The sequence below is a fragment of the Deinococcus sp. QL22 genome, assembly GCF_023370075.1.
Classification (GTDB): Bacteria; Deinococcota; Deinococci; order Deinococcales; family Deinococcaceae; genus Deinococcus.
Map to the genome: position 1 here is coordinate 1,725,001 of NZ_CP097149.1, position 21,037 is coordinate 1,746,037.

28 protein-coding genes, 1 tRNA gene, 1 other RNA gene and 1 pseudogene (1 of these 31 cut by a window edge) are annotated in these 21,037 nt (G+C 58.9%); 11 read left to right on the forward strand and 20 right to left on the reverse strand.

The annotated features are described in order from the left end of the window. Together M1R55_RS08570 and M1R55_RS08575 are read right to left on the reverse strand one after the other, a co-directional pair. Positions 1-248, reverse strand: a pseudogene (locus tag M1R55_RS08570) (tyrosine-type recombinase/integrase) (its annotated part extends 793 nt beyond the left edge of the window); the annotation flags it as partial. Positions 249-305: 57 nt separating this feature from the next. Continuing rightward, positions 306-527, reverse strand: coding sequence for a hypothetical protein (locus M1R55_RS08575; RefSeq protein WP_249391394.1), 222 nt, complete (start codon positions 525-527; stop codon positions 306-308). A gap of 138 nt (positions 528-665) precedes the next feature. Here M1R55_RS08575 and M1R55_RS08580 point away from each other — a divergent pair, with 138 nt between their 5' ends. From M1R55_RS08580 to M1R55_RS08595, 4 genes are all read left to right on the forward strand, one after another. Beyond that, positions 666-1,076 (forward strand): hypothetical protein, encoded by a 411-nt coding sequence (locus M1R55_RS08580; protein ID WP_249391395.1) that lies wholly within the window; start codon positions 666-668, stop codon positions 1,074-1,076. A gap of 49 nt (positions 1,077-1,125) precedes the next feature. Beyond that, complete coding sequence (locus tag M1R55_RS08585; protein WP_249391396.1) at positions 1,126-1,557, forward strand: hypothetical protein; 432 nt, start codon at positions 1,126-1,128, stop codon at positions 1,555-1,557. After that, a complete protein-coding gene (locus tag M1R55_RS08590) occupies positions 1,554-1,859 on the forward strand; it encodes a hypothetical protein (RefSeq protein WP_249391397.1) in 306 nt (101 codons plus the stop codon). Before M1R55_RS08585 ends, M1R55_RS08590 begins: the two co-directional genes overlap by 4 nt. A gap of 228 nt (positions 1,860-2,087) precedes the next feature. Continuing rightward, the gene (locus M1R55_RS08595; protein WP_249391398.1) at positions 2,088-2,762 is read left to right on the forward strand and encodes a hypothetical protein; all 675 of its coding nucleotides are present in this window, start codon (positions 2,088-2,090) and stop codon (positions 2,760-2,762) included. 1,967 nt (positions 2,763-4,729) lie between these two features. On the opposite strand, the gene M1R55_RS08600 is transcribed toward M1R55_RS08595, so the two are convergent. From M1R55_RS08600 to M1R55_RS08660, 13 genes are all read right to left on the reverse strand, one after another. Next, a complete protein-coding gene (locus M1R55_RS08600; RefSeq protein ID WP_249391399.1) occupies positions 4,730-5,188 on the reverse strand; it encodes an ATP-binding protein in 459 nt (152 codons plus the stop codon). Positions 5,189-5,610: 422 nt separating this feature from the next. Continuing rightward, a complete protein-coding gene (locus tag M1R55_RS08605) occupies positions 5,611-5,934 on the reverse strand; it encodes a hypothetical protein (RefSeq protein WP_249391400.1) in 324 nt (107 codons plus the stop codon). A gap of 418 nt (positions 5,935-6,352) precedes the next feature. Further along, positions 6,353-6,844 carry a hypothetical protein gene (locus M1R55_RS08610; protein WP_249391401.1) on the reverse strand — a complete coding sequence of 164 codons (492 nt, stop codon included), beginning with the start codon at positions 6,842-6,844 and terminating at the stop codon, positions 6,353-6,355. Further along, positions 6,841-7,113, reverse strand: coding sequence for a hypothetical protein (locus M1R55_RS08615; RefSeq protein ID WP_249391402.1), 273 nt, complete (start codon positions 7,111-7,113; stop codon positions 6,841-6,843). The genes M1R55_RS08610 and M1R55_RS08615 overlap by 4 nt, the downstream gene beginning before the upstream one ends. Further along, a complete protein-coding gene (locus M1R55_RS08620; protein ID WP_249391403.1) occupies positions 7,110-7,409 on the reverse strand; it encodes a hypothetical protein in 300 nt (99 codons plus the stop codon). The genes M1R55_RS08615 and M1R55_RS08620 overlap by 4 nt, the downstream gene beginning before the upstream one ends. Continuing rightward, a complete protein-coding gene (locus tag M1R55_RS08625; RefSeq protein ID WP_249391404.1) occupies positions 7,402-8,175 on the reverse strand; it encodes a hypothetical protein in 774 nt (257 codons plus the stop codon). The genes M1R55_RS08620 and M1R55_RS08625 overlap by 8 nt, the downstream gene beginning before the upstream one ends. A 63-nt stretch (positions 8,176-8,238) precedes the next feature. Beyond that, positions 8,239-8,514 carry a hypothetical protein gene (locus M1R55_RS08630; RefSeq protein WP_249391405.1) on the reverse strand — a complete coding sequence of 92 codons (276 nt, stop codon included), beginning with the start codon at positions 8,512-8,514 and terminating at the stop codon, positions 8,239-8,241. Between the two features lie 14 nt (positions 8,515-8,528). After that, the gene (locus tag M1R55_RS08635) at positions 8,529-8,747 is read right to left on the reverse strand and encodes a helix-turn-helix domain-containing protein (protein WP_249391406.1); all 219 of its coding nucleotides are present in this window, start codon (positions 8,745-8,747) and stop codon (positions 8,529-8,531) included. 57 nt (positions 8,748-8,804) lie between these two features. Then, a complete protein-coding gene (locus tag M1R55_RS08640; RefSeq protein ID WP_249391407.1) occupies positions 8,805-9,185 on the reverse strand; it encodes a hypothetical protein in 381 nt (126 codons plus the stop codon). Further along, positions 9,179-10,384, reverse strand: a complete 1,206-nt coding sequence (locus tag M1R55_RS08645) for an AAA family ATPase (RefSeq protein ID WP_249391408.1) — start codon at positions 10,382-10,384, stop codon at positions 9,179-9,181. The genes M1R55_RS08640 and M1R55_RS08645 overlap by 7 nt, the downstream gene beginning before the upstream one ends. Then, a complete protein-coding gene (locus tag M1R55_RS08650; protein WP_249391409.1) occupies positions 10,381-11,604 on the reverse strand; it encodes a hypothetical protein in 1,224 nt (407 codons plus the stop codon). Before M1R55_RS08650 ends, M1R55_RS08645 begins: the two co-directional genes overlap by 4 nt. Continuing rightward, complete coding sequence (locus M1R55_RS08655; RefSeq protein ID WP_249391410.1) at positions 11,601-11,771, reverse strand: hypothetical protein; 171 nt, start codon at positions 11,769-11,771, stop codon at positions 11,601-11,603. The genes M1R55_RS08650 and M1R55_RS08655 overlap by 4 nt, the downstream gene beginning before the upstream one ends. Beyond that, positions 11,768-11,959, reverse strand: a complete 192-nt coding sequence (locus M1R55_RS08660; protein WP_249391411.1) for a helix-turn-helix domain-containing protein — start codon at positions 11,957-11,959, stop codon at positions 11,768-11,770. The genes M1R55_RS08655 and M1R55_RS08660 overlap by 4 nt, the downstream gene beginning before the upstream one ends. A 1,064-nt stretch (positions 11,960-13,023) precedes the next feature. On the opposite strand from M1R55_RS08660, the gene M1R55_RS08665 reads away from it, so the two are divergent. The 4 genes from M1R55_RS08665 to M1R55_RS08680 all read left to right on the forward strand — a co-directional run bounded on the left by M1R55_RS08665 (position 13,024) and on the right by M1R55_RS08680 (position 15,091). After that, positions 13,024-13,404 carry a hypothetical protein gene (locus M1R55_RS08665; protein WP_249391412.1) on the forward strand — a complete coding sequence of 127 codons (381 nt, stop codon included), beginning with the start codon at positions 13,024-13,026 and terminating at the stop codon, positions 13,402-13,404. A 53-nt stretch (positions 13,405-13,457) separates the two neighbouring features. Then, complete coding sequence (locus M1R55_RS08670) at positions 13,458-13,823, forward strand: hypothetical protein (protein ID WP_249391413.1); 366 nt, start codon at positions 13,458-13,460, stop codon at positions 13,821-13,823. Positions 13,824-13,883: 60 nt separating this feature from the next. Then, positions 13,884-14,195 carry a hypothetical protein gene (locus tag M1R55_RS08675; RefSeq protein WP_249391414.1) on the forward strand — a complete coding sequence of 104 codons (312 nt, stop codon included), beginning with the start codon at positions 13,884-13,886 and terminating at the stop codon, positions 14,193-14,195. Positions 14,196-14,323: 128 nt separating this feature from the next. Then, positions 14,324-15,091, forward strand: a complete 768-nt coding sequence (locus M1R55_RS08680; protein WP_249391415.1) for an AIM24 family protein — start codon at positions 14,324-14,326, stop codon at positions 15,089-15,091. A 223-nt stretch (positions 15,092-15,314) separates the two neighbouring features. Here the strand turns inward: M1R55_RS08680 and M1R55_RS08685 are convergent, their stop codons facing one another. From M1R55_RS08685 to M1R55_RS08695, 3 genes are all read right to left on the reverse strand, one after another. Beyond that, positions 15,315-15,803, reverse strand: a complete 489-nt coding sequence (locus M1R55_RS08685) for an arsinothricin resistance N-acetyltransferase ArsN1 family A (protein ID WP_249391416.1) — start codon at positions 15,801-15,803, stop codon at positions 15,315-15,317. A gap of 99 nt (positions 15,804-15,902) precedes the next feature. Further along, positions 15,903-16,001: signal recognition particle sRNA small type (ffs, locus tag M1R55_RS08690), an RNA gene on the reverse strand. Between the two features lie 115 nt (positions 16,002-16,116). Then, positions 16,117-16,201 (reverse strand) — tRNA-Leu (locus M1R55_RS08695). 216 nt (positions 16,202-16,417) lie between these two features. Here M1R55_RS08695 and rpsO point away from each other — a divergent pair. After that, positions 16,418-16,693 (forward strand): 30S ribosomal protein S15, encoded by a 276-nt coding sequence (gene rpsO / locus M1R55_RS08700; RefSeq protein ID WP_249391417.1) that lies wholly within the window; start codon positions 16,418-16,420, stop codon positions 16,691-16,693. Positions 16,694-16,892: 199 nt separating this feature from the next. Here rpsO and M1R55_RS08705 read toward each other — a convergent pair whose 3' ends face one another. Then, complete coding sequence (locus M1R55_RS08705; protein ID WP_249391418.1) at positions 16,893-18,275, reverse strand: DUF2252 domain-containing protein; 1,383 nt, start codon at positions 18,273-18,275, stop codon at positions 16,893-16,895. Positions 18,276-18,431: 156 nt separating this feature from the next. Continuing rightward, positions 18,432-18,905, reverse strand: coding sequence for a gamma-glutamylcyclotransferase family protein (locus M1R55_RS08710; protein WP_249391419.1), 474 nt, complete (start codon positions 18,903-18,905; stop codon positions 18,432-18,434). A gap of 147 nt (positions 18,906-19,052) precedes the next feature. Between M1R55_RS08710 and M1R55_RS08715 the strand changes: the two genes are divergently transcribed. Both M1R55_RS08715 and M1R55_RS08720 read left to right on the forward strand, forming a co-directional pair. Beyond that, positions 19,053-20,246, forward strand: coding sequence for a S1C family serine protease (locus tag M1R55_RS08715; protein WP_249391420.1), 1,194 nt, complete (start codon positions 19,053-19,055; stop codon positions 20,244-20,246). A 147-nt stretch (positions 20,247-20,393) separates the two neighbouring features. Continuing rightward, positions 20,394-20,915 carry a multidrug DMT transporter gene (locus tag M1R55_RS08720; RefSeq protein ID WP_249391421.1) on the forward strand — a complete coding sequence of 174 codons (522 nt, stop codon included), beginning with the start codon at positions 20,394-20,396 and terminating at the stop codon, positions 20,913-20,915. Positions 20,916-21,037: the final 122 nt, after the last annotated feature.

A 21,037-nucleotide genomic window follows, 5' to 3' on the forward strand; every position in this document is an offset into this window, starting at 1 on the left:
TGCCACGCCCTGACGTATTCCTCAAGGGTCGTGCTGTGGGTCACGTTGAACTGCCCGCGCCCCGCGTCTGTCCGGGCACGGCTCAGCGCCTCTTCCGCTTCCGTTTTGGTGTCCACTGTGCCCACTGTCCGGAGAATTTCCCCCCTCTGAAGTTCGATGGTGGCCCGCCATTGCCAGCGCCCGGAAGGAAGTCGCCGCACACTGCCGCGCCCGTTGCCCCGCTTGGGTGTCTCTACTTTCTTTGCCATACCAGAACCCCGTTCCCGCTGCCTGCCTCACGCCGGGAAAGCGTGGGACGCGTGAAGTTAGGTTCTTTTGGGCCTAACGATAATTTCTAAGCCCAGAGTCTCCAAAATGGCGGGCCAAGTTTTGGAGCGTTCATCTAAGGGTGATCCTGCCAGCGCACGGCTGACCGTGCCCCTAGTCACACCCATCTGCCGCTCTAAGTCAGCTTGATTCATACCCTTGCGGGCCAGTTCGACGCGTACAGCCGTTGCCGCGTCCGTAGTGGCGTTGTACTCATCCATCCTCAGATAGTAGCACCAAAGATAGCACTAGGTGTTGACATGATAGCAGTAAGTGCTATCATATGGACAGCAGAAAGGGGCGCACACCGTAGGAAGTAAACGCCCCTGACTGACTCCCCCTGAACAGAAGGAACCGCCATGAACGATACCGCACCCCGCGCCATGACCCGCACTTGGGAAGCTCACATTACCTACCGTGAATGCAGCGTCGTGACTGGCACGGCCATCCACACCGTTACCTTGACTAGCACCGCTGCGGGCATCGAAGCCGACATTGACGGGGAAGCGGCAGAACTGGCCTGCGCCGTCAGCATCTTGGGGGCCGCTGACACCCTCACCCTGATCTCTGAAACGTTGGAAGCTGCCCCCATTGGCAAAGCACGCGCTTCTAAGCTGCACCGGATCATGGCCCGCTATGGCGTTCCTAGTGGCGAGCATTACGCCTTCGCTTCCGCTGCCTTAGATGCCCCTGTGTACAGCCTCGCGCTGCTCACTGAACCGGACGCCCGCGCCGTGTGGCGCTTCCTCCAGCAAACTCACGCCGCGTAATCCGCATGGGGGCCATGTGCCCCCTTCACACCACACTGGAGGCCTGCCCATGACTGAACCGCACACGCTCACCCCCGCTGCCCCTGCCTTGACTGGCAAGTGCTTTAACTGCGAAGCGCCTCACGCCGTGCTGTACTTCGATCCGCCCTATGCCCCGTTCCACCTGTGCCCTGAGTGCTTCCGCCGTCATGCGCTGTATGACGCTGCGTATGGACAGTTAGAACTGTTGATCCGTGAATCTGTGGCCGCGTGGATCAGCGTGTGGGGTGAAACGTTCCGCCGCCCTGATCTGGGCGAGCGGTTCCGGCACATGGCGGAAGTCTTCGACGGGGAAGAAGCGGCACAGCATGAGGCGCGTACCCGCACAGTCCACATTCAGCCCCCCATGAACGCTGAACAGTGCCGCGAAGCTCTGGAGTGCATCGAACGCACCCGCGCCCCGGTGCTTGCCCAGCTTGCCGCCCTGGAGGAAGGCGCATGACTCACCCTCTGCCCGTGTTGCTGGAAGCTCGCGAAACGCCGGAAGGCTTCGACGTACTCGCTCTGACAGAGAGTCTAGAAGCGGTTCACGCCTTCATCCCGCACACGGCTGTCATGGCCCTGCAGTTCGATCCGGCAGATATGGACGCGGCTACTATGCTCGCCCATGAACCCGCCCCGGAAGTTATAAGCGTAGGTCAGACACTAAACCTACAGGTATATGCCCAGTTTGCCGCGCCGCTGCCCGATTGTGCCGCTGTGCTGTCCCGTCTGGGCTTCCACAGGTACGCGCCTAAGCCCTGAGAGTCAAACTTTCCTAGACTGTCCCGCCCCATCTGGAGGCGGGCTTTTTGTTTGCCGCTCTATTGCCGCCTGTTTGCCGATCCGCTGCCAGAAGTCGTAATGATCTGTTACAAGCTCGCCCGCTCCAAGTCGTGACGTTTTGCCACATCCTGAAAGCTGGAGCTTAGCTAAGGCTGCAAAAATCCATAAAAATTAAAAAACTTACGCTAAGAACAGTATTGTACGAGCATGATGGTTCGCTGTGCCGCACTCATTGCCCTGCTTATACTTGGCCACGCTGTCGCTGAGTCTCCGATCAAAACCGTATCAAGTACTCTTTTTAACAACACGCTTTCACCCGAACGTTTCACAACATTCTGTCAGTTAGGTATAGCGCTGGCATTAACCCCTGATCTTACCGACGAAGAGATTGAAAGGCGCGTGAGCCAGGAAACGGGTGGTACGCTGGTATTTGAGAATAAAAACATATCTATTCGTATGAGAAGCCCTGAGCGTGCGGTCTACCTCTCGTGCTTTAGAGAAGTAGGGCGAATGCAGAGAATTGGTGCTCCGCTGAGCAATATCGGGCCCTTGGAAGGGGGAGATGTTTCGGTCGTTATAACCGGAACAGCAGAAAATTTTGTGGATGCGACTCACCCAGTTCCACAACTCGTTTTTCTAGATGCAAGAAAGTCAGAGATCACCCGGATAACGACTGGAGGGTGGATAGATCCAGAGGCCATCCTAAATGATAAAAACGAGGTTGTGTCATACGAAATGTATAGTTACTTCAATTTTGCTTCCTATGATAGAAGAAAGCCCGATAAGTACGTTGAACAATTTGCCAAAGCTAGTTATCTTCGTTTTGAACTCCACTACAAGGAAGCAGTCAAGTTTATTGACTTAAAAATCGTACGCCCATAAATCTGTATTGTTGCTGTTTGTACACGATTAACCGTTCTAGTTACGACAATCATGGTAATTAGAAGCTATTTGGATGCGCTGGGCGTCGCTCTCACTATTTGTGACAGTGGGCAGGCGTCGAAGTTATTAGCAATTCGTAACCCTGAGAGGCCGCCGTGAGTATTACTCACAGTGCCCATCGCCCCGGCCTGAGTGACGCTGGGTAACGCTCGCCCGTGTGGATTCATCATGAGGTGACCCGCCTTCGCTCTCTGTGTGGATTGGTCATGGGGGTGTGCCGGGTGTGGATTCGTCATGGGGTGTTGACAACCAGCAACACCCTTGCAGCGGGCCTCCGTTTCAAACGGGAACCTGATAAAACTTGAGATTAATTCCCCGGTATTCCCCGACTAAAAAGAGAGGGCGTGTACTTGCTCTGCTTTTTGTCACCACTTAGTCACGATCCACCAAAAAAAGAAGTGAATACCCTACGTCTGGCACACGGTATTCATTCTGGAGTTTCTAGCGGCTCTGGTAACAAATGCGCTTGCCCTGTTCTGAGGCTAGTGAGCCTTTTACCGCCTCCGGTAAAACCCCCGTACAGCGTCCCGACTCCTAACGATAAATAACGTTCTGCGGGGGGTTCTTCCGCTTCAAACGCGAGTATTCCTGCGCCGTGTTGGGCGTCAGCCTGGCAAGGATTGTCAAGGTATGGCCTTCCTGTACCATTTTGTCCACGCCGCCAATATGGTCGGAGAAAAAGCCCGCTCATGCGTCCCGCTCTGGGCGTCAGCATTCCAGACACCCTCACTCTGCCCGCGTGACTTGCCAGATGTTGCCACCCTTAAAAAGAGACTCGCCCCATCGAAGGAACGCCGCGCCTTTTTGGGGGCAACCCGTAAAAGGTATGGCAGGGGGAAGCACAAACCGCCCCCCATAAAAAGCCTGCCCACTCGCGTTTAAAACGGAAGTGGCAGGCTGTCAAAAGTTGTCTGTTCTCCAGCGCCTTGAGGGTGTGAGGGTTGTGCGGTTTGGCCCGCCGTTGCTATCTGCCACAGCGAAGGCGATTACTGGCAATTGCTAGCAAAACATGATTACTGGCAAAAACGCACTGCTAGTAAAAACAATGCGCCCAGCGCGGGAAAAACGATTACTGGCAAACTGGCAGTACAGATCAAGACACTGCGTTCCTCTTGAGCTTTCCAGCACCATGACTTGAGAGCTGTGCGCCTCATCCGCGAAACTTCCGCAGATGTTTATCTGATGACCGTTACAGCCGGTTGCCCTTCCCGTTCTGGAGAAACGGAAGGCCAAACACAATGAATACAAAACTTGTACCAAGTATAAGAACCGTCTCTCACTTTGGGCCTGCTTTTAATAGTGAGGGGGTAGACGACAGACTCCCTCTTGATTCACTTAAACCGTTGAGCGACCTTTTCTACGTTCAGCACGAGCTATTTTGAGGATTCAGAGGGCTACACTTTTGCCCTCACTTCTGTTGAGCTGAAATATTTGTGTAATTTCTTGGACGATACGGTAAGGCATGTTCAATGACCTGATATGGCGCTGCAGGGTGCTTAAACTCTTCCGTGGATTGGTCACCGTCCAGTGAATGGCTTTGATCCCATCCATCACGGCCCAGCAGTTTGGAAGTTGCAGGGCTTAAAGTTCGGCGTTGGTGAGCTTGCTGTAGCAAAAGTTTTTAAAGGCTGGGACGCGGATAGACTGGCTAAAACCCTTGGTTTGAACGTCCTGGCCGTGCAAAAAATTCTCAATCCACCCGCCAGACTTACGCCCATTCCCAGTACTCGCCCGCTGGGTCGCCACATCCAAGCGCCCCGCGATCCGAACGCGTCTGACTGAACAGTGTGGCCGCCTGAAGGGTGCGGGGGCTTGGCCTTCGCTCGCGGAGAAGAAATGTGTCTGTCATCAAATGGCAGATGCGCCCAGCGGAGGAAAAACAATTACTGGCAAACTGGCAGTACAGATTAAGTCCAGCAGGTCAGTTCGTCTTCAGTCGGAGGCTGAAAAATCTGCATCCACTCAAGCAGTATTGATGCGGAGATTTGAAAGGTTCCCTGTGGCTGCCGCGCATTTCTGTCCTCCAGCCTAGACAGCAACACCTCTTGAGGGACATTCAAAAAATGCACGACGCACTGTGCGCCCAGTGCTGTGGCCCGCGCTCGGTAATCTTCACGTTCGCTTTTGCCCCAGAAGCCGAAATCGAGAATCACATCGGTGCCAAGCTGCAACACTCGAGCCGCGACAGCCCACATCAGGTCTTCGATCAGCGTATGCCGCGCGTCGTGTTCCGGGTGCACGAAGTCCAGAGTGAAATCCTGGCCGAACAAACGAGTGTGCCATTCGTCGGGTGTGAGCCGCAACGCAGAGTGCTCGAGTTCAAGGTTCTTTGCGTACGTGGTTTTGCCCGCACAGGGGAGCCCCACAATCAAGTGTAAGGTTGCCATCCGTATTCACCTCGAGTGTCTAAGACAGAAGGGGTCGAACCACATGCTCTGAAAGCGTCAAACGCGTTCATGCGGTCAGTGGTGACAAGTCTTTCGATCAAACGACGGTGATGGTTGGCATAGCCTGACCATAGCACTTGGTTCACTACTCCAGAACAGGGGTTGCGTAGCGTGTGAGACTCCAGGTGGGCCGCCGTTGCTATCAGCGATAGCGCAGGCATTACTAGCAAAACATGATTACTGGCAAAAACGCACTGCTAGTAAAAACAATGCGCCCAGCGCGGGGAAAACGATTAATGGCAAACCGGCAGTACAGATCAAGACACACGCCAAAACGCCCCCAAATTCATGGGGGCGCTGCCTTCTACAGCTCAAAAAAGAAGTGAAGACAACCGGGGAGTTTAGAGAGAAGGGCAACCCTTAGCAGAGTTTGCCTTCACAAGTTCACCGGAGCGAGCATCTACTTTAGCAATGACTTCCCGATTATCTAGTTCGTTCACAACTGCGCCGGGGAGGAAGAACACGGCCCACAGTACGTTCTCTTTGCTGAAGCCTTTCTTAGCCTCGGCTTCGGCGCGAACACTGTTGAGTTGCCCGATTTCAGTTTTGATTTCAGCGCAACTCATGTCGCTGACGGGCTTAGCAGTGGCCGCCGTGTATTTGGGAGCGCAGGAGGCCAAAGTGATGGAAGTGAGAGCCAGCAAGCCGAGAGTTAGTTTCTTCATGCACTCTCATACGTATCACACCTAGCAGCCCAGGGTTGCCGCATATCTGTTTTAGTCGGAGGGCCACTGGCAATAGGGCAGCGCACCGCTGGGGTTTCAAACACTGAAGGCCACCCGCGAAGAGTGGCCCACCGTGCACCCTTGAGTTGTTGGGGCGGCTAAGTAGCCAATACTTGCCACCTTTAAAAGAGACTCGCCCGCCCGTAATCGTCCACAATCGCCACCCTTGAAAAAGTCCCGGCATTGTCCCGACTGCCTCGCGCCGTTCTCTGTCTGAGCGGGCCTTTCCCGCTTTGCCTTTCCCGGCGTGTGTCCCGCTGTGTGTCCTGATGTGGTGAGTTTGCCGGAAGTGATAGCACACCCGGCAAACAGGGGTAAAGCTGATCCTTACCCCTGTCAGGAACTGCATAACGATCTGCTACGCACCCTCTCCGATCACGTGGGCAAGATGGGCTGTCAGGTAGGCCCGCGCTGCAGCCCAACGGCAGAACGTTTCTAGAGCGTCTTCGCTCAATCCCTCCGGCAAGTCTGCTTCATGCGCCTTAAGCCCCACAGCTTCACAGCGGGCCGCTTCCGCCTCAAAGTAGGCCGCCGTTCCGACTGGAGCCAGTGGTGAAGGCGTGCCGTCTGGCAACGTTCCTAGACTCCGATCCCACGCCCATATCGCATCCCCACCGGGCAAGACTTCCACACATACTGCTTTGCCCGCTGCCAGGACTTCTGCCCACCATGCCCCGCCTGCGTCCTCAGCGTGAATACATTCATACAGGGCCACCCGCATAGGGTCAGACAAGCGTAAAGCTGCCTCTGTTACCTCACGGTCTTTCTCCGTTTCGACTGCTTCGATGCGTTCCCGTTCCCGTGCTTCCAACAGCTCAAGCCGGGCGAGTGCGCCGCCTTTGCCCTTCATGCCGTACCGCCCTCAAAGGCCAGCAGATACGCCTCTAGTGCTGTCTGTGGTGTCACTTCGCCCGCTCCGACTTCCCACCATGCTTCCAGCAATGCCGCATAACCTCGCGCCCCGTCTGCCTCCACTGTGGCCTGGAGGTCTTCTGGCAAGGCAAGGCACACACGCCGGGCAAGTTCATGGAGGGTGTCAGGCTGTATGGCACGGCGTTCTACTGCACTCACGCGGATACTGTGCCGGGCTTCCAGGAGTTCCAGCCGTTTCTTTGTCATGCTGCCCCCCGCCCTATCTGCGGCTCTGTGATTTCGCTTGCTTGCCCTTCCAGTGCCGCTAGACGGGCTTCAATCTCTCCGACTTCCACAATGCGGGCATACGCTGACGCGCCCTGAGAGATAGCGTGAATGGCCTTCAAGCTCAGCAGCGGGTCTTCTTCCTCCAGCAAGTCTCCCGCCCGTTCCAGGGCACGCCACAGCAGGGCGCGGGCATCTTCAAGCGTGCCGGGTTGCCCCTGTCTTTTCCTTCGCCGGGCCTGCCGTGCTTTGGTCGGGTCTGCATTGGGGTTAGCCATGCCGCCCACCCTTCACAGCGGCCCGCTGCGTCTCGCGCTCAAATCGCGCTTGACGGCTCTGTAAATGCATTTGAAGCTGGAGAGCCTGTAGGTACAGATTCCCCACCAATGGAGGAACCGCCACCTCTATTGACGCTGGAGCAGGCCCAGCCATCTCAAACGGCAGAGGGTCAGCAACTTGCCCGACAATCTGCGGTGCTGTGCCCGGCGTCAGTTTGAGGGCGTCCACATCCCCGCCCCGCGCTTCAAGCTCTGCCCACATCGCTTCTATTCCAGCCGCTGACCCTTCCCGAGGGAAGCCGTAATGATCTGGGTACAGCACAAGGCCCATCTCCCGCGCCTCTGCGACAAATGCAACGCGCAGCGCGTCCCACTCCCTATGTAGTCCCATAAGCCGTACCAGTTCCGGCCTGAGGGTGTCAATCAGGGCCAGTCGGCCCGCATGAAGGCTGTCACGGGTCTGCCGGATTTGGCCTGCAATCTCTTCGATGCGCTCCAGGTGAATCTCGCGCCCGCGTGCCGTCTCCAGTTCAGTGAGGCGCGTGCGGGCCTGTGTGATGTGGCCGCGCTGCTCAGTGAGCATGGAGGCAAGCGCCGCCCGCTTGCCTTCTAGCGTGGCGAGGTGAGCAAAGTCTTTAGAACCGCCTGCCTTGAGGCTGTGCAGTTCTGCGGTTTGTTCCTGTTCGAGCTTCGAGAGTTCCGTTTCATCGGCGAGGAGGTCTGCGAGGGCTTGCTGTGCTTCTTTGATTTGGTGGGTTAAGGTCATGCCCCACAATGCAAAACACCCGCCGGGCAAGTCAGGCCAGACGGGGTAAACAGGGGGAATGGGTTATTGGGAGAACTGTTCTATAAATTGCTCTGCCGTTTCTTGACTGGGAAAAACTCCTACTACCAACTCTTGTGTGCGCTCTCCTGAAATCTGTTTCATTCTCGCAATCACTGAATAGTGTCCTGTTTGAGGAGGTGCGTTCACTTCTGAAGGCGTTGTGCCAGTAAGGGAATTAACAGCGCGGTCATTCACTGCTATCTCAGGCTCAATCCTGAAGGCACTGACTTCATTCAAGTTGTAATAGCCACCGTCTTCAAACCGGACAAATCGACTCATACCAGAGTGTATCTTCAGAGCAACTCTTCCCAGTCCACAGACAGCCCCCGCGCCGCTGCATAGGACGCCAAAGCTCCCGGCGTCACGTAACGCCACCCGCGCCCCTCGACAATTTGCCATGAGGGAAGCGCCCCGGAAGTCAGTGCCCGCTTCACCGTCTCTTCCTTGAGATGCAGGGCGCGGGCAACTTCACCTGTTGTCAGCCCTTGCGGTATGCCCGCTGGCAAGCTCACAGGCCCACCCACCTTTCAGTACGGGGGGGGTTGGGCCGCTCGCCCACCTCAAGCCACTCACGAGGCCCACGCCGCCCGCGCTTCCCAGAGGTGGGCCAGTTGCTGCGCCGAGTCGCAGTGGCAAGCGTATAGGGCCGCACACGTCAGCACGTAGAGCCCCAAGTTGGGCACGATCCCGGAAGGCAGGAAGCCGGAGCGGTTCAGATGGTTGCCCGCTGCGGCCCTGATAAGCCGGGTCAGGGGTTCCGGCAGGGGCGCGAGTTGTCCCGCCGCGCCCGCCTGAAGTTCCTTCAGCAAGTCTTCTTTATGGGCCTTGATCTGAGCGGCCAATTCCGGCGTGACGGCTCCAGCCGGGGCGCGGGCGATCAGTTGCCCTTCTTGCACGCCTAACCGCACGCCGCGCCCTTCCAATTCCCGGAGAAGGTCACGCGCTACCACGTCAGCACCTCTTCCTCAATCGCCACAGGTTCCGCTAGCTCTACCAGAATCATCACGTCTTCTTTCACCACCACACCAGATGTAGGGGTTTGGTGTGGTGGTGAAAAGGTGGCAGGGCTGGATTCGCTTCTTTTCACCACACCACTTCCCAAGGGTTGGTGTGGTGGTGAAACGTCCGGCGCATGTTCTGGCAGACCATACAGTCCCCGTTCCAGCTTCACTACTTGCCCGGCTGTCTCCAAAGTCTTCAGCGCCCGGTCAAACGTTCCACCCTTCCCGCCTAGTTTGGCCCGTACCAGTGGCCCATCTTGCAGGGCGTCCAGAATCTCCCGCTGGGCTTCCTGTGCCCGTTCATCTCGCTCACGGTGAACGATCCGGGGGCCAGCTTCGCCCAAAAAGTCCAAATCAAGTACCTCCAACCGCTCGCCTGTGTTGGTGAAATTGAGGCGAGTGTGGAAGGGTTCAAACGGTGCTGTGTTGCTCTTGTCCACACTCCAGCGCGTGACGGTTTTTCCGTCCAGTTCCTCACCCTCCAGAGCGACAGAGACACGCGCCCACGCCCGCTTTTGCTGGCTACCCATCGGGGTAGGAATGCCCACGCCGCCCGCCGCTGATTTGGTGGCATGGTCGATCACCAACACCGCCGCGCCTGCCTTGCGTGCTGGATTTAAGCCCAAGCGCAGGGCTAGCGCCACTTCTTGCCCGTTGTTGGTGTCTCCGATCATCATCTGGCCCAACGAATCACAGATCACCAAATCTATGTTCAAGTCTTTCACCGTCTGGGCAATGTCTGGCCCCATCGCCTCCAGAGCTTTCAACCCCTCACCCTCTTCTGGCGCGTTGCACTCTTCCGTGTTGGGGCTGTAGTAGACGAATGCTTCAGGGATGCCCTCAATGCCCACACCGCGAAAGGCCGCCTCAAAAAGTTCATGGTTCCATTCCCACGAGCCGTCGAAGTCCAGATACAGCACCCGGAGGCCACGCCTAGAGGTCTTCAAGTGTGCGAAGGGTTGCCCTGCTACCAAACAGGCCACAAGATGCGCGGTGTGGGCACTCTTGCTTACGCCGGGCTGTCCAAACAGCAGCGTGCCCGCGCCCCGTGCTAAGAACCGTTCCACCAACCATTCCACCGCTTTGACAGGCGGGGCAGTCTGTCCATTGAAGACGCGCAAGGCGCGAGGCTCACGAGGGGCAGTCACAGCACACCCCCATACTTGCGAAGTTTGGCCCGGTACTTTCTCAGCGCCACTTGCTCCGGTGAGACTTCTACCACCACACCACGCCTAGGGGTTTGGTGTGGTGGTGAGAAGGGAGAGGCTACGCTCTCACCACTTGGTGAAACGGTGTGGTGAGTGGTGTAAGAGTCCACCCGTTCCATCAGCAGGCCACCAAACACCGCCGCGCCGTGCGTACCGCACAGGTCGCAGAAGTCGCCTTCAGAGAATGGGGCCAGTATCCGCACCTCACGCGCCCCGGCAGCATGGGCCACTTGCGCTACACGCTCCAGACAGGCCGCGCCCGCTGTGTCCGGGTCGGTGTACAGGAACACCGTCTGGCCCTGAAGCCCCGTGAGGAACGGCGCACCGCCCGCGCCTGCCAGCCCTTGCACGTCCAGGCTGGAGCCTGCCAGCTTCAGCGCCCGCGCCGCCGCTGCCCCGTTCAATTCCCCTTCGACGATCAACACGCCCGCACCCTGCCCGTACTTGGGGGAACACCACGCGGGCGCACCGTGCCGCCCAATCCGGTACACATACCGATCCAGTCCGGATGCTTGTAAGGCGTCTGCAGTGCCCATGTTCCGCACCTTCAGCCCCCATGCTTGCCCGTCCGGGCCGCGCAGGAAGAAGGCCAGCGCCCCGGCGTGGGCCAGCATCCGGCCATCTTTGGTTATAAAGTCTCGGCGCAACTGGCCCGCCCCAAGTCCATGCCACCCGTACAGGCCGCGCCGCTTGAGGTCACGCCCTGCCACGTTCTGAAGACTCAGATAGTCCAGCAACACATGCACCCGCCCCAAATCTTCAGGACTCAGAGGGGCGCACCGTTGCAGCGCCCCGCGTACTGCCCGGAGTGGGTCAGGAGCCTCATACGCGGGCCGTGTGGGGCTGGGCGTCCACGTATCCAGCGATACTCCGGCATGACGGGCCAACTCTTCGCGGGCATGTTCTGGACGGTAGCCGATGGCTTCCAGAAAGGTCAGGGCGTCTCCGCCTGCCTCATCCCCGCCGTGCCGCTTCCATCTCCAACGGCCTTTCGGGTCTTTGTACACACTGAAACTGGGGTGAGTCTCGCGCCAGCCGGGGCGCGGGTCACAGATCACGCCGCCTCGCTCATAACTCAGGCCGCGCACCGTCTCCGGGCCACACTCGCGGGCGATTACCTCCGGCAGATGCACACGGTCTAGCAGGTCGCTCAGTCTCACGCCTTCCCGCCATTGGTGGGCCGGAAGTAGGGCAGCGTCAGTAGGGCTTCCATGATCTTCAGGCCGCCGCCCGCGTTGCCGGGGCGCTGGGCGTCTTGCTGAGCAAGGTGGAACAGATGCGCTAGTCTGTCGGGAGTGCCCACCGCGTCCCCGGTGGGCCGCTTCATTTTGTGCCGCCGTTCAGGAAGTCTTCGATGGCTGTTAGCGGAATGAGAATCTTGCGGCCCACGCGGATGCTGCGAAGCTGTCCGGAGCGGATCAGGTCATAGACCCCGTTTCTACCGACGCCCAACATAGGCGCGGCCTCTTCAGGTTTGCGGGTGAGGCGAGTGGGGTTGTCTTGGTTTAGAGTCATGGGGCGGCCTCCTGTGGGGTCGTTAAAGGTTGGGGTTGCCCCTTGCGGGGCCTCTGGCTGTTTGGGGCGCGTGGGAGTGGTGTTCTTGGTCGGATGCACTCTTACGCGCTTTGTTTTGGTGTTCTTGGGTACTGTCCATTGTTGTCACCTCCTGCCTAAGATTGTCCTGTCTCTTATATAAATTAAAAGATAGTAGTAGTAGTAACAGGGCCTGTGGAAACTGTGGATAAGTGGCTTTAAAGACGTGTCAGCGCACATATGGCCTGTGAATGAAATTGTGGATAAATGGCGTTTGCCTGTGGATAAGCTGTGGATAACTACGTACCTTTTCCACAGGCGTCAAATTACCTCCTGTTATTTGGTACTTTACCCACACGATTTAGGGACTTATCCACTGGTTATCCACAGGGTTATCCACAGCTTGTGAAACTCAGCACAGCAAAGTGGCCCGCTCCACAGTGGAAACAGGCCGCTTAAATAAACGCTGACTAGATTAACAAAAATATAGAGGTTGGTGGCCCAAAACGCAATGACCAAATGGGACTTATTGGGCTCAGAGTGCATGACGCCGCACAGGATGGGAGCCTGTCCAGTTCTTCTCCATGCCCCGGCGTGCCCAACGCGTGCCCAACCGGAACGGGAGAGGGCGGCACAAGCCGGGATGAACCGAAAGCAACCGCCCGAAGCGAGGGCAAAATATGCTGTATCAGACGTGCTTGATGGGATCAGTGAAGTTATAACGGGGCGGGCTGGGATGAGGTAGCGGCTCACTTCTAAGCGGTCGGTCAGTGGTTCGAGTCCACTAGGGCGCACCAAGTAGAAACCCCGTCCAGTACGGGGTTTTTTATTGCCTCCCATCCTTAGAAACCATGCGAAGCGGCCCGGCGTATACCCACCGCACAATCAGAGGTAGCTGATCAGTGTCAATCACTGTCCTGCATTCGGCAAGGGCCGAGAGCATCCAACTGCTTACGCGCCGCTGCGGCCACTTAAGAAAGGATGAACTGGACAAGATGCCGCTCATCTGGCCCGGCTGGCGACGAAATTAGGTGAGAATAGGGATCATGCCTTGGGAGGAGACGCTACGGGAGCTGACCCGGTGCCTGCCGGAGCGTGTACGGCAGTCCTCTTCCCGCGACGCTTTGGCTATAGAAGTGCGCTACAGCGACTACCCTTTCAATGACGGCTGGATTACGGTGGGCCTGATCACCGATATGTTCCGCCCTCTGACCTCGAGTGGGCTGCTGTTTTTGGAAGCGGCTCTGAGGGAAGCCTGCGAGGAACGGGGGTGGCAGTGGCAGGTCACTGGTGAGACGGTAGAACTTGCTGGCGCCTGCGTGACCTGTAGAGCACCGGAACGCCTCTTAGAGTGTGTTGCGGACGCTGCTACACCCGTGGAAGCCCTGGCGCTGGCGTTACTTAAGGTACTGAATACAACCCGATGATCAGCCCACCGGCTTTCATTGCGCCGCTAAGAGTGAATATGGAACAATGGACTATGGCGCGATTCCAAGATGTTGTGAACGCACGCATGAATCAACAAGTCGATCAGGTCGGCACTCAAGATGAGCTGCGCTCCTTTCTAATGTCCATGACAAGCGGCATAGAAGCCGAAGTTGGACAACTGCGCGGCAGCACGACTGTTATCCAACATCCGATTTGGCAAGATGGCCGCCTGCTCAGCAGTCTTCAAATTCAGTTTGACGGCAACACCAATTTGCCCGCCGAAACGGTGTACCTGAGCTTGGGCAAAAACGCCGACACGTCTTACACTCTGTTCGTCAACCGCTCGGCAGACAACGTCCATAGCGCTCAAGAAGGCATCGACGCCTTCTTCGAGGCGCTGATTCCCAAGCCAATCTGAGCATGCCGCTCGCTGCCCTTCTTGCCCCAGTGTCTCCTCTGGCAGCCCTACACTGGCGGCATGAACAAAAAGGTACTCATCCGGTTCGTGCCGCCCGCGCCCATCAAAATTGCGGTGAGCAAAGGCGTGAGCCGCACCCGTGACTGGAACACCGACAAACTGGTGGGGTTTTTGCAAGAAGGCCTGGAGATTTGGGCTGCCGACGCCTACCCCGAATTGGAGCTGAACGTGGTGGACTCGCGGCAGGCCGAAATCCGCTTCGAGGGCTGGAAACCCGACAAAGAGTCGGCTGCCGAGATGCGCGAGGCCATAGGTCAGCAGATGGGACTGGTGCTGGAAGGCATCGAACCCGACGAGTACCTGAGTGAATGAGGTTGAGTTGGTTTCAGTCGATCCGGCTAAATTGGATTTGCTTGGGCTGACGCGCCAGCAAGGATAAAAAATAGATGCGCCCCTGCAACTGTGTGCCCATCAACACAACTGTGCCATGCTGAAGCTCAATGTCACACATGCAATTGGTACAGGAGCACGTCGGTTCGGGCCTCACGTTGCGGGTTCATGCCCTGACGCATGTCACCCGCTTTTCCCGCACCCCAGACGGCGAACTGGGCGAAACGCGGGAGATGGACGGGCGTTTTACCATCGAAGCGGAATTGAGCGGCTCGGGCGTGTTGCTGGAGCCCGGAGCTTTTCAATATTCGCTGGGACAGGTGGAAGCCAGCGTGCAGCAACAGCAGCAGGGCGGTTTCCTGCGCCGCGCCATCGCCACCGCCGGGTCGGGTGAGAGCGCGTTTGCCACACGTTTTACTGGACACGGCAAGGTCTGGACGGAACCCACCCGCAAACACTTCATCATTGCCGAAATGTCGGGCGATCCCAGCGACACGATGCTCTTGGATGACCGCGCTTTTTATCTGGCGCAGGACACCATGCAGCTCGGCACGCACACGCACTCCAGCATTTCCGGCATCCTGTCGGGCAACGGTTTACGCCAGCCCAAGCTGTCGGGCCGGGGCATTTTTGCTGTAGAAAGCCCCGTGCCCGTCAGTGAAATAGAGGTGATTGAGCTGGATGGCCGCCAGACCCTGACGGCAGACGGCGACCTTGCCCTGATGTACAGCGCCTCCCTGAATGTAGAACTGCGCCCGCTGGTACGTGGACTGAGAAACGCCATGCGAACCGGAGAAGGCTTCGTGTACGTCTTTTCGGGCAAAGGCACGGTTTACCTCACACCGACGCACCGCATGATTTCAGGCGCTTCTTTGTAGGATCTTGGAAGATCGTATTGGGCGAGTCTTGATCTCCGCTTGAGATGGCCTTAAACGCCGTGCCAGATTGGGTACATCACCACAAAGCCTGTGTCGGAGCAGCAGCACCATAACGGCGGTGCGCCTTGTTCCATATGACGCCGCGAGCCTCTGGCGGAACCGCGCACTCTAATTCCTCCTTTTCCCAACCCTCCTCTGACCGAGTCGGGTTGTTTTTTGCTGCCTATAACAGCACTTCTACCGTCACCACGTCGTGCCAGAGGCCGTCAAGCTGGGCATGGCGCTGATGAACACCCACCTCGCGGAAGCCGCAGCGGGTGTGCAGGCGTCGGCTGGCGGTGTTCTCGGTCAGGATTCGGCTGGTGAGCTTGTGCAGGCCCGCAACTGTGGCCGCTGCCATCAGCGATCTCAGCGCCGCCTCGCCGTACCCCTGACCTCGTGCGGCCCGCGCCACATATACGCCGTGATCCCCAATGCCCGCGTACACCTCACGGGCGCTGTAGGAGCCACTCCAGGCGAACGCTACAACGCTGTCCGCCGCCGAGATCACCACCGCCGGATGCTGGGCCGCCAGCGGGCTGCTGAGGCGTTCCCGAATGTCATCCGGGGTACGTAGCTGGGTTTCAAAGGTGGCGATTCGGTCTTCTATGCCCTCGTTATAAATCTGGGCAATGGCAGGGGCGTCGGCAAGGGTGGCGGGTCGGGCAGGCATGGAACCAGTTTGAACCCCCGGCAATCCTAAAAACAGGGAAACCCGGCCTGAAGCGGAGTTTCCCTGTGGGGTGTCCTGTGTTATCTGAACAAGAAAAAAGCATTGCCGGTGAGCAACGGCACCCGCGAATCATCCCTTATGGCTGCTGCCTTCCGGCCCTGACCAGGTTCAGGCGTTCACGCTGCGCTGCGCCAGCAATGCGTTCGGGAGTGTAGCACAGGCGTGGGCAACCGCAAGAGGGCCAAATAGAGCTGCACTCCAGAGGCTCAAAAAGAACGCCGCCGAAACCCCGTAAAGGACTTCGGCAGTGCGTTGGTGCTGGAGATGGGACTTGAACCCACACGCCTCGCGGCGCTAGCACCTCAAGCTAGTGCGTCTACCAATTCCGCCACCCCAGCAGGTGATGAAGCGGTAGCAATGATAGGGGCGGTGAGCAGCCATGTCAAGTTTGGCCGCATTTTTGGGGACTCGTGGAGCCTGTGCAGGCTGCCCCTGCCTGTGCTACCCTAGCGTTTGCCGCCGCGAGCGGTGGGGCCACTGAAGTCAGCTCAATACTTGTTTCAGTCCTTACTCCGACTGCTGCGTGCGGGACTCCATAACACGAGAGGTTCACTATGATCGACAAGAAACAGACCATTCAGGACAACGCCAAGAGCGACAAAGACACAGGCAGCACCACCGTGCAGATCGCGCTGCTCAGCGCCCGCATCAGCAACCTGAGCAGCCACCTGACCGCCAACAAGAAGGACAAGCACGGTCAGCGCGGCCTGCAACTCATGAACGGCCAGCGCCGCCGCCTGCTGAAGTACCTCGAGCGTACCAACTACGACGAGTACATCACCCTGACGGACAAGCTCGGCATTCGCCGGGGCCAGCGCATCGTTCGCTGAGTCCAGCCTCAACTCAGCGCCGCTTCCAAGTGAAGCGGCGCTTTGTGTTGATCTGGATACCGTGTTAAGTCGGGCGCATTTAACCTTACGAGTTTCCGGAACTGCGCCGGGACCTCTTCATTCCCAGTGCGCCCGACCTTCTTCCATACTCGCTCCGCTCGGTAAAGCGAATACTTTACGGCGAGGTATTTAATTTGAATTACTTGTCGTCTGGATCGGCCTTTATCTCTATCGCCCCCGACTTCACGGCCTTCTCCAGCGTGGCGTGGTCGCGCTCGGCCTGATCCGCGTAGAGGGTGGCAAAGCGGGCAATGGCCCCGTCAAACTTCTCTTTTTTGCCCAGATAGGTGCCGATGGTGGCGGCGTCTCCGGTGCGGGCGTGAGCGCGGGCCAGTGCCCAGCCGCACAGTTCTGCAATTTCTTCCAGAGAACGCGGCGTCACCTCTTCCAGATCAAAACGGCCCTTCATGTCGCGCAGTTGGCGCACATAAAAACAGTGTTCGCCGCGCGTGGCCCAGCCCAGAAATGGATCGCTGGCCGCCTGCATCAGCTGTTGCCCCCGCACGATCCGGTGCGCCGAATTGCGGGCCACGGTTTTGCCTGCGTAGGGTTCCAGCACGCTGGGCCGCGCTTCTTTCACCTGCAAAAAAATCACGTCGTCGCCGTCGGCAGCCAGCAGGAGCACCAGCACCCGCCGCCCACAACTGCCCACGCCCGTGACCTTCAACGCCCAATCGGTCAGGTGATAGCGCGAGAGGAGGGCCCGGCGGTCAGCGGGCACGCTGTCGAAGTAGCCGCCCCGCACTTCATCCAGCCAGGAAGCGGCTTCGGGGTCATCGGTGTGCGTCAGCAGCGGCGGATCATCGCGCAGCATCCACTGTTTGCCTTCCTTGTACGCCAGTTTGCCCAGCGTGTGCAGTTGCGTGCGGCTCTGCGCCTTGCGGAACATTTCTTGGCCCTGTTCGCGGGCGTCGGCGGCCATGTCCTCCAGTGCTTCGGTGGCGTCTATGCGGTCGTACCACACGTCCAGATGGGTCATGCAGGCGTATTCGCGCAGGTGCAGGCGGTAGGCCCGCGCAGCGCTCTGGGCCGCAAAACAGGCGTCCGATTCGCTGTGCCCGGCCCCCCGCGCCGCCAGTACCACGCTGGCCGCCAACCGCTTGATGTCCCATTCCCACGGCGCACGCAGCGTTTCGTCAAAGTCGTTCAGATCGAAAACCAGATTGCGCTCTCCGGTGGCAAAGGCTCCGAAGTTGGCGCAGTGGGCGTCGCCGCTGGCCTGCACGCGCTCCCCGGTGGTGGGGGTGTGCGCCAGATCCGCCGCCATGATGCCCGCCGTGCCCCGAAAAAATGCGAATGGTGAAGTCACCATGCGTCCATACCGCAGCGGAATCAGGCCCGGAATACAGCCCTGCGTTCCCGCGTGAAGCACGTCCAGCACATTGGCCCGGTCTGCGGCGGGGGTAAACGTGGCGTGGCTTTCGCGCGGTGTAGAGGTGCGGAGGCTCCGGCCCTGTTCGCGGCGCTCGGCACGCGACGGCAAGGCTTGTGAAGAGAGCGGCTGCGGTTGGATGTGGGCCATGCCTGTAGCGTGACACATCAGACGCTCATGTGTGAACTGCCCTGCGCTCTCAGGCCGTCTGATACGGACTTCTTACTCGTTCCTCTACACTGCCCCTTTGCAGCTTTCAAGCCGGGTCAACCGTCAAATTACACGCGTTTTTCATGGAGAGGAGTCTTACCTATCGCTGGGGCGCGGGCGCATCCGGTCAGGGGCTTCTCGCCAGTCGCCGCTGGCAATGGCGTCGGCTCCGGGCTGCTTCAGGCGGTCGGCGCGGGCATACAGATACACCCATGCAGGCAAGGTTTGGCCGCCTTGCAACTCCAGTTCTACACGTTCTCGGGTGTATAACGGCGGCGTTTCTTCAGTCCCTTCCAGCGCGTCCAAAAAGGGCAGTGCGGCGTGCCAGTCGGCGGGGGCGTAGGTCAGCGCGTGCCCCAACACGAAGTCTTGCGGGCTGCCGGGAATGACGGCGGGGTAGGCTTCCGGCGTCAGATGCAGCAACTGGTAGCCGTGCAAAGTAGCAGGCTGGGCGCGAAAAGTGCCCCCCCGCGCCGCAACGCCCGCATTACGCTCACCGGGCATCAGGGTGCCGTACACGAAAACGGTAGTCAGCGGGCCAATTCCGGGAACACTCGCGGGAACAGTCATGGGCACATGCTAGCGGCGCGGCCAAATCGGAGCACAGAGCGGTCTATGCACAGCTCATTTTAATCATGAAGGACAACTGTAATCCCGTGCGTTCAGGAACGAAACCAACCCCACACACCGCGACTCCTTCGCCGTCCAAACTGACTTATGACATCTCAGAACGCACGCGTCCGCCCTCTAGCTTTGGCCCTCTCTGCCGCGCTGGTCGGCGGTTTTGCCGTGTCTTCTTCAAGCCTGGCGCTTCAGGCTGTGCCGCAGGTGGTTCAGGCTCAGTCGGCGCAGCCCGCCACCCCCGCCGAACGCCGCGCCGGGAATACGCCCGCCCCACTGACCACCACCGAAAAAGCGGCCCTGAACGCCCTGTTCAGCAAAAGCCGTGCCGCCACCCTGCGGATAGAGCAGTGCCCACCCACCAACTGCGCCGATTCGGACGGCGTGGGCACTGCCTTCCTGATCAGTGCCGATGGCCTGGCGCTCACCGCCTACCATGTGGTGTTTCAGGCCAAGAACCTGAGCGCCCAAACCGTAGACAAAAAGCGCTACGCCGTAGAAGTGATCGGGTACGACGATCAGTCCGATCTGGCCCTCCTGCGCGTCAAGGTGCCCAAGGGCACGCCCTTTTTGCCGCTGGCCGTGACACGCCCGGCAGTGGGTGACGCGGCTCTGGCTATCGGCAACGGCGGGGGCGCATTCCTGACCTCCAAAACGGGCCGCCTGACTGGGCTGGACTCCGAAGCAGGCCGCGCCGACTTTCCGGCAGGCACGCTGGAACTGAATGCCCAACTGATCCCCGGCGACAGCGGCGGCCCGATTCTGAACGCCAGGGGTGAAGTGACGGGCGTGGTCAGCTATATCAGCGTGCAGGGGCAGGGGGGCATCCGCCGGATTCAGTCTTACGCCGTGCCCGTGACCACCAACGACGCCCGCGTTGCCGCCCTCAAACGCGGTGAGAAGCGCGACGCCCCGATTATAGGCATCGCCATTGGCGGCACTTTGGCGGCCCTGACCGACCTCAGCGCAAGCGACTTTGCCGAAGCCAACCGGGTGTTGGAACTGGACTTGGGCAACACTCCCGGCGCATTCTTTACCAGCGTTTCTGTGGGCAGTCCGGCAGCCAAAGCGGGCTTACAACCCCTTGAATACAATGAGGAACGCAAGCGGATACGCGGCGACATCGTGACTGCCGTGAACGGCAAACGCATCGTCAACTTCCTGGAGTTTCAGTTCGCGGTGCGCTCCTATGCCCCCGGCGATACGGTCACGCTGAGCGTGCTGCGGGCAGGCAAACCCATCGAAGTGAAGCTGGTGCTGACAGGCCGCAGCACTGTGGCCGCGAACTGATTGGCATACACATCGGCAATTGGGGTCAGCAGATGGAGAGGGCCAGAGCTTCTGGCCCTTTTTTGTAGTTGTGTATTCTGCTGATTACAGAATTATTAACCTAGAATTAAGCTTGACAATTCTGTGCAGAGCAGAATACTGTGACGTATGGACTCCGCACTCAAGAAAGCAGGCGCGATGCTGGCCCACCTCGACCTCTTTCACCACATGCTGCACCTGCGCGGGCTGCTGCAACTGGCCGCACATATGGAGGAGCGGGGCGACCGCGTGACCCTGATCAGCCCCGACACCATCACGCTGATCGGCAGCGAGCAGAGCGCCGCACCGAACGTGACCACCACCAAAGGCGCGACCATCGTGTCGGGCAACGCCTACGCCGTGCTGCGCACTCTGAAGGGCCACGACGCCCCTGAATACGCCGTGACCCGCGAGGAGCTCGGCGCACTGAACGCCCGCGCCGTGGCCGATATAGAGGCTGGAGACGCCCTGCGTGCCTTTGCCGACACGCTGACCCGGATTACGGCTGGCACGCCCGCTCCTGCCCCGGCTGCCGCTGCTCCGACCACCGAAACGGCTTCTGCCCCCACCACACCCAGCGCCGAACGCGCTGCCCGCCCCCGCCGCAGTGCCGAAGCCGAAGCGGGCAACGCCGATCAGCCTGCCGCCTAAGCCTGTTTCAACAATCGGATTTCAGCAATCGGAACAGATCAGCCGTCCTGTGTGGGGCGGCTTTTTTGGGTTGTGCTCGATCTGGGCTGGCTGAGTTTAAGGGTCAAGGGTCTGAGGGTCTA

What these genes read in the sequence shown, in the direction of transcription:
- M1R55_RS08575 (WP_249391394.1), bottom strand. Translation starts at nt 527, where the DNA reads ATGGATGAGTACAACGCCACTACGGACGCGGCAACGGCTGTACGCGTC.
- M1R55_RS08580 (WP_249391395.1), top strand. Translation starts at nt 666, where the DNA reads ATGAACGATACCGCACCCCGCGCCATGACCCGCACTTGGGAAGCTCAC.
- M1R55_RS08585 (WP_249391396.1), top strand. Translation starts at nt 1,126, where the DNA reads ATGACTGAACCGCACACGCTCACCCCCGCTGCCCCTGCCTTGACTGGC.
- M1R55_RS08590 (WP_249391397.1), top strand. Translation starts at nt 1,554, where the DNA reads ATGACTCACCCTCTGCCCGTGTTGCTGGAAGCTCGCGAAACGCCGGAA.
- M1R55_RS08595 (WP_249391398.1), top strand. Translation starts at nt 2,088, where the DNA reads ATGATGGTTCGCTGTGCCGCACTCATTGCCCTGCTTATACTTGGCCAC.
- M1R55_RS08605 (WP_249391400.1), bottom strand. Translation starts at nt 5,934, where the DNA reads ATGAAGAAACTAACTCTCGGCTTGCTGGCTCTCACTTCCATCACTTTG.
- M1R55_RS08610 (WP_249391401.1), bottom strand. Translation starts at nt 6,844, where the DNA reads ATGAAGGGCAAAGGCGGCGCACTCGCCCGGCTTGAGCTGTTGGAAGCA.
- M1R55_RS08615 (WP_249391402.1), bottom strand. Translation starts at nt 7,113, where the DNA reads ATGACAAAGAAACGGCTGGAACTCCTGGAAGCCCGGCACAGTATCCGC.
- M1R55_RS08620 (WP_249391403.1), bottom strand. Translation starts at nt 7,409, where the DNA reads ATGGCTAACCCCAATGCAGACCCGACCAAAGCACGGCAGGCCCGGCGA.
- M1R55_RS08625 (WP_249391404.1), bottom strand. Translation starts at nt 8,175, where the DNA reads ATGACCTTAACCCACCAAATCAAAGAAGCACAGCAAGCCCTCGCAGAC.
- M1R55_RS08630 (WP_249391405.1), bottom strand. Translation starts at nt 8,514, where the DNA reads ATGAGTCGATTTGTCCGGTTTGAAGACGGTGGCTATTACAACTTGAAT.
- M1R55_RS08655 (WP_249391410.1), bottom strand. Translation starts at nt 11,771, where the DNA reads ATGAAGCGGCCCACCGGGGACGCGGTGGGCACTCCCGACAGACTAGCG.
- M1R55_RS08660 (WP_249391411.1), bottom strand. Translation starts at nt 11,959, where the DNA reads ATGACTCTAAACCAAGACAACCCCACTCGCCTCACCCGCAAACCTGAA.
- M1R55_RS08665 (WP_249391412.1), top strand. Translation starts at nt 13,024, where the DNA reads ATGCCTTGGGAGGAGACGCTACGGGAGCTGACCCGGTGCCTGCCGGAG.
- M1R55_RS08670 (WP_249391413.1), top strand. Translation starts at nt 13,458, where the DNA reads ATGGCGCGATTCCAAGATGTTGTGAACGCACGCATGAATCAACAAGTC.
- M1R55_RS08675 (WP_249391414.1), top strand. Translation starts at nt 13,884, where the DNA reads ATGAACAAAAAGGTACTCATCCGGTTCGTGCCGCCCGCGCCCATCAAA.
- M1R55_RS08680 (WP_249391415.1), top strand. Translation starts at nt 14,324, where the DNA reads ATGTCACACATGCAATTGGTACAGGAGCACGTCGGTTCGGGCCTCACG.
- M1R55_RS08685 (WP_249391416.1), bottom strand. Translation starts at nt 15,803, where the DNA reads ATGCCTGCCCGACCCGCCACCCTTGCCGACGCCCCTGCCATTGCCCAG.
- rpsO (WP_249391417.1), top strand. Translation starts at nt 16,418, where the DNA reads ATGATCGACAAGAAACAGACCATTCAGGACAACGCCAAGAGCGACAAA.
- M1R55_RS08705 (WP_249391418.1), bottom strand. Translation starts at nt 18,275, where the DNA reads ATGGCCCACATCCAACCGCAGCCGCTCTCTTCACAAGCCTTGCCGTCG.
- M1R55_RS08710 (WP_249391419.1), bottom strand. Translation starts at nt 18,905, where the DNA reads ATGACTGTTCCCGCGAGTGTTCCCGGAATTGGCCCGCTGACTACCGTT.
- M1R55_RS08715 (WP_249391420.1), top strand. Translation starts at nt 19,053, where the DNA reads ATGACATCTCAGAACGCACGCGTCCGCCCTCTAGCTTTGGCCCTCTCT.
- M1R55_RS08720 (WP_249391421.1), top strand. Translation starts at nt 20,394, where the DNA reads ATGGACTCCGCACTCAAGAAAGCAGGCGCGATGCTGGCCCACCTCGAC.